Here is a 2,921-nt window from a genome sequence, read left to right on the forward strand (position 1 = left end):
GCACAGCAGCGTGACGACGGTGGCATCTCGTGGATTTCGCTGGTGCGCGGCTACGGCGGCCTGGGCGTGTTTGGCGCCTTCATGGGCGTGCTGGCGTGGGCGGTGTCGCCGTCGCTGGCGGCCTGGATGGCGCCGGTGGTGATCGGCATGGTGCTGGCGGTGCCGGTGGTGGCCCTGACCTCGCTGCGCGGGCCGGGTGCCTTCCTGCATCGCCTTGGCCTGCTCGACATCCCTGAAGAGAACATCCCGCCGCCGGTGCTGGTGCGCGCCGCAYAGCTGCGCCGGGAAGCGGCCGAGCAACCGCCGCTGTACTGATCGCACCGTGCCAGCGGCATAATGCGGCTTGAACGTACAGGAGCCGCAACATGCTGCAAACGGTGGAACAGGAAACCGGCACCTCGCCGCAGTGGTCGGTGATCTGGCTGCACGGCCTCGGTGCCGACGGCCATGATTTCGCGCCGATCGTGCCCGAACTGGTGCGTCCGCACTGGCCGGCGCTGCGCTTCGTGTTCCCGCACGCACCGGTGCGGCCGATCACGATCAACAACGGCGTGCCGATGCGTGGCTGGTACGACATCGTTGGCATGGACTTCCGTTCGCGCGCCGACATGACCGGCGTGCAGGAGTCGGTGGCGCAGCTGGATGCGCTGATCGCCCGCGAGATCGAACGCGGTGTCGCCGCCGATCACATCTTCCTGGCCGGCTTTTCGCAGGGCGGGGCGGTGATCCTCAGCGCCGCGCTGGCACGCACTGCACCCTTGGCCGGCCTGATCGCACTGTCGACCTACCTGCCGGATGCCGAAAGCGCGTCGCGCGTCGATGGCGCGGTGGACGTGCCGGTGTTCATGGCCCACGGCAGCAGCGACCCGGTGATCCCGCAGGCAGTGGCCGCGCACAGCGCCGAGACGTTGCGCACGCTCGGGCTCGACGTGCAGTGGCACAGCTACCCGATGGCCCACCAGGTCTGCGCCGAGGAAATCGACGCGTTGGGCGACTGGCTGCAGGCACGCCTGGGCGTCGCCTGACCCATGGCCGCAAGCGCTGCCACCCCGTGGATGCCGGAACTGTGCCGCTTGCCGCGGTTGGCAGCGATGCTCGGCCTGGCCGAACTGGTGGTGGTGGTGCTGGCATTGGCGCCCGATGGCAGCCGCCACTGGACGATGGGTGAACTGGCCTCGGCCAGTGGTTTCGCGCTGTGGCTGGCGCTGGCGGTTACCGCCAGCCTGTGCCTGCTGCGGCAGGCGCTGTCGAAGCTGCCGGAAACGCTGGGCGCCGTCGCCGCCGTCGGCCTGGCCGCGCTGATCGCCATCCTGTGCGCGGGCATCATCCACGCCCTGTATGCCGTGCTGGGCGACAACTTCGCGCGCGGCATCGGCTTCTGGCGCTTCACCCTGGGCAGCGCGGCTACCACGGCGCTGATCACCGCGTTGGCGCTGCGCTACTTCTATGTCAGCGACCGCTGGGCGGCGCAGGTGCAGGCCAATGCCCGCGCGCAGGCTGACGCTCTGCAGGCGCGCATCCGCCCGCACTTCCTGTTCAACAGCATGAACCTGATCGCCAGCCTGCTGCATCGCGACCCGGCGGTGGCCGAGCGTGCCGTGCTCGACCTGTCCGATCTGTTCCGCGCCGCGCTGGGGGCGGGCGAAGGCGATTCGACCCTGCGCGATGAGTGCGAACTGGCCGAGCGCTATCTGTCGATTGAATCGCTGCGCCTGGGCGACCGCCTGCGGGTGAACTGGCAGCGCGATGAACCCCTGCCCTGGGACCTGCCGATGCCGCGGCTGGTGCTGCAGCCCCTGGTGGAAAACGCGGTGCTGCACGGCATCTCGCGCCTGCCCGAAGGTGGCACCATCGAACTGCATCTGGCCTGTGTGGGCAGCGAGCTGCAGATCCGCGTACGCAATCCTGCACCGGATCCGCAGGTGCCCGGGCTGGCCCTGGCGCAGGGAGCAGGCCACGCCCAGCACAGCATCGGCCATCGCCTGACCTGGCGCTTTGGCCGCGCCGCGCGGATGACGGCTGGCTGGAGCGAGGGCTACTATGCCTGTCAGGTGACGGTGCCGATCCAGTGAGGGGACGATCGTGAGGGTAGTCATCGCCGATGACGAACCGCTGGCGCGCGAGCGCCTGCGCAGCCTGTTGGCCGCGCAGGAAGGGGTGGACGTAGTGGCCGAGGCCGGCAACGGCGAGCAGGCCCTGCACGCGTGCGCCGAACTGCAGCCGGACCTGGTGCTGCTGGATATCGCCATGCCCGGCCTGGACGGGCTGGAAGCGGCCCGCCATCTGGCCAGTTTCGAGCCGAGGCCGGCCGTGGTGTTCTGCACCGCCTACGATGCGCACGCGCTGTCGGCGTTCGAGGCAGCGGCCATCGATTACCTGATGAAGCCGGTGCGCGCCGAGCGGCTGGCGGCGGCGATCGCGCGTGCCCGCACCTTCCTGGCCGGCCGTGATGGGCAACCCCAGCACACCGGCGGCCAGGCCCGCAGCATGCTGTGTGCCCGCCTGCGGGGCAGCCTGCGATTGATTCCGCTGGACGATATCCACTATCTGCAGGCCGAAGAAAAGTACGTGGTGGTGCATCACGCGCGTGGCGAGGACCTGATCGAGGAATCGTTGAAGTCGCTGGAGGAAGAGTTCGCCAGCCGCTTCGTGCGCATCCATCGCAACTGCCTGGTGGCGCGCCACGAACTGGTGGAACTGCGTCGTGGCAGTGGTGGCCAGGTGCAGGCGGTGCTGCGGCATGGCAAGCAGCCGCTGGAAGTGAGCCGGCGCTGCGTGGCGACGCTGAAGCAGGAATTGCGGCATCTGTGAGGTTACGCGCGGCCTGCGGCCGCGACTGCTTCGACAGCAACAGCAACAGCAACAGCGGGTTGGTCGGCTCTGTGTTGTTGCGTGTTGGGTGAGGCGGGATGGGCGGGCGG

The 2,921-nt window shown here is 69.2% G+C and carries 3 protein-coding genes and 1 pseudogene; all 4 read left to right on the forward strand.

Annotated elements, in window-relative coordinates:
- Positions 1-315 (forward strand): annotated as a pseudogene (locus AB4Y84_RS18115) (glucans biosynthesis glucosyltransferase MdoH); the annotation flags it as partial.
- A gap of 50 nt (positions 316-365) precedes the next feature.
- Positions 366-1,025 (forward strand): alpha/beta hydrolase, encoded by a 660-nt coding sequence (locus AB4Y84_RS18120; protein WP_442244528.1) that lies wholly within the window; start codon positions 366-368, stop codon positions 1,023-1,025.
- A gap of 30 nt (positions 1,026-1,055) precedes the next feature.
- Positions 1,056-2,072 (forward strand): sensor histidine kinase, encoded by a 1,017-nt coding sequence (locus AB4Y84_RS18125; protein WP_442244531.1) that lies wholly within the window; start codon positions 1,056-1,058, stop codon positions 2,070-2,072.
- Positions 2,073-2,082: 10 nt separating this feature from the next.
- Complete coding sequence (locus AB4Y84_RS18130) at positions 2,083-2,811, forward strand: LytR/AlgR family response regulator transcription factor (protein WP_025879008.1); 729 nt, start codon at positions 2,083-2,085, stop codon at positions 2,809-2,811.
- Positions 2,812-2,921: the final 110 nt, after the last annotated feature.

The sequence above is a fragment of the Stenotrophomonas sp. 2YAF22 genome (assembly GCF_052114665.1).
GTDB classification, from domain to species: Bacteria; Pseudomonadota; Gammaproteobacteria; order Xanthomonadales; family Xanthomonadaceae; genus Stenotrophomonas; species Stenotrophomonas indicatrix.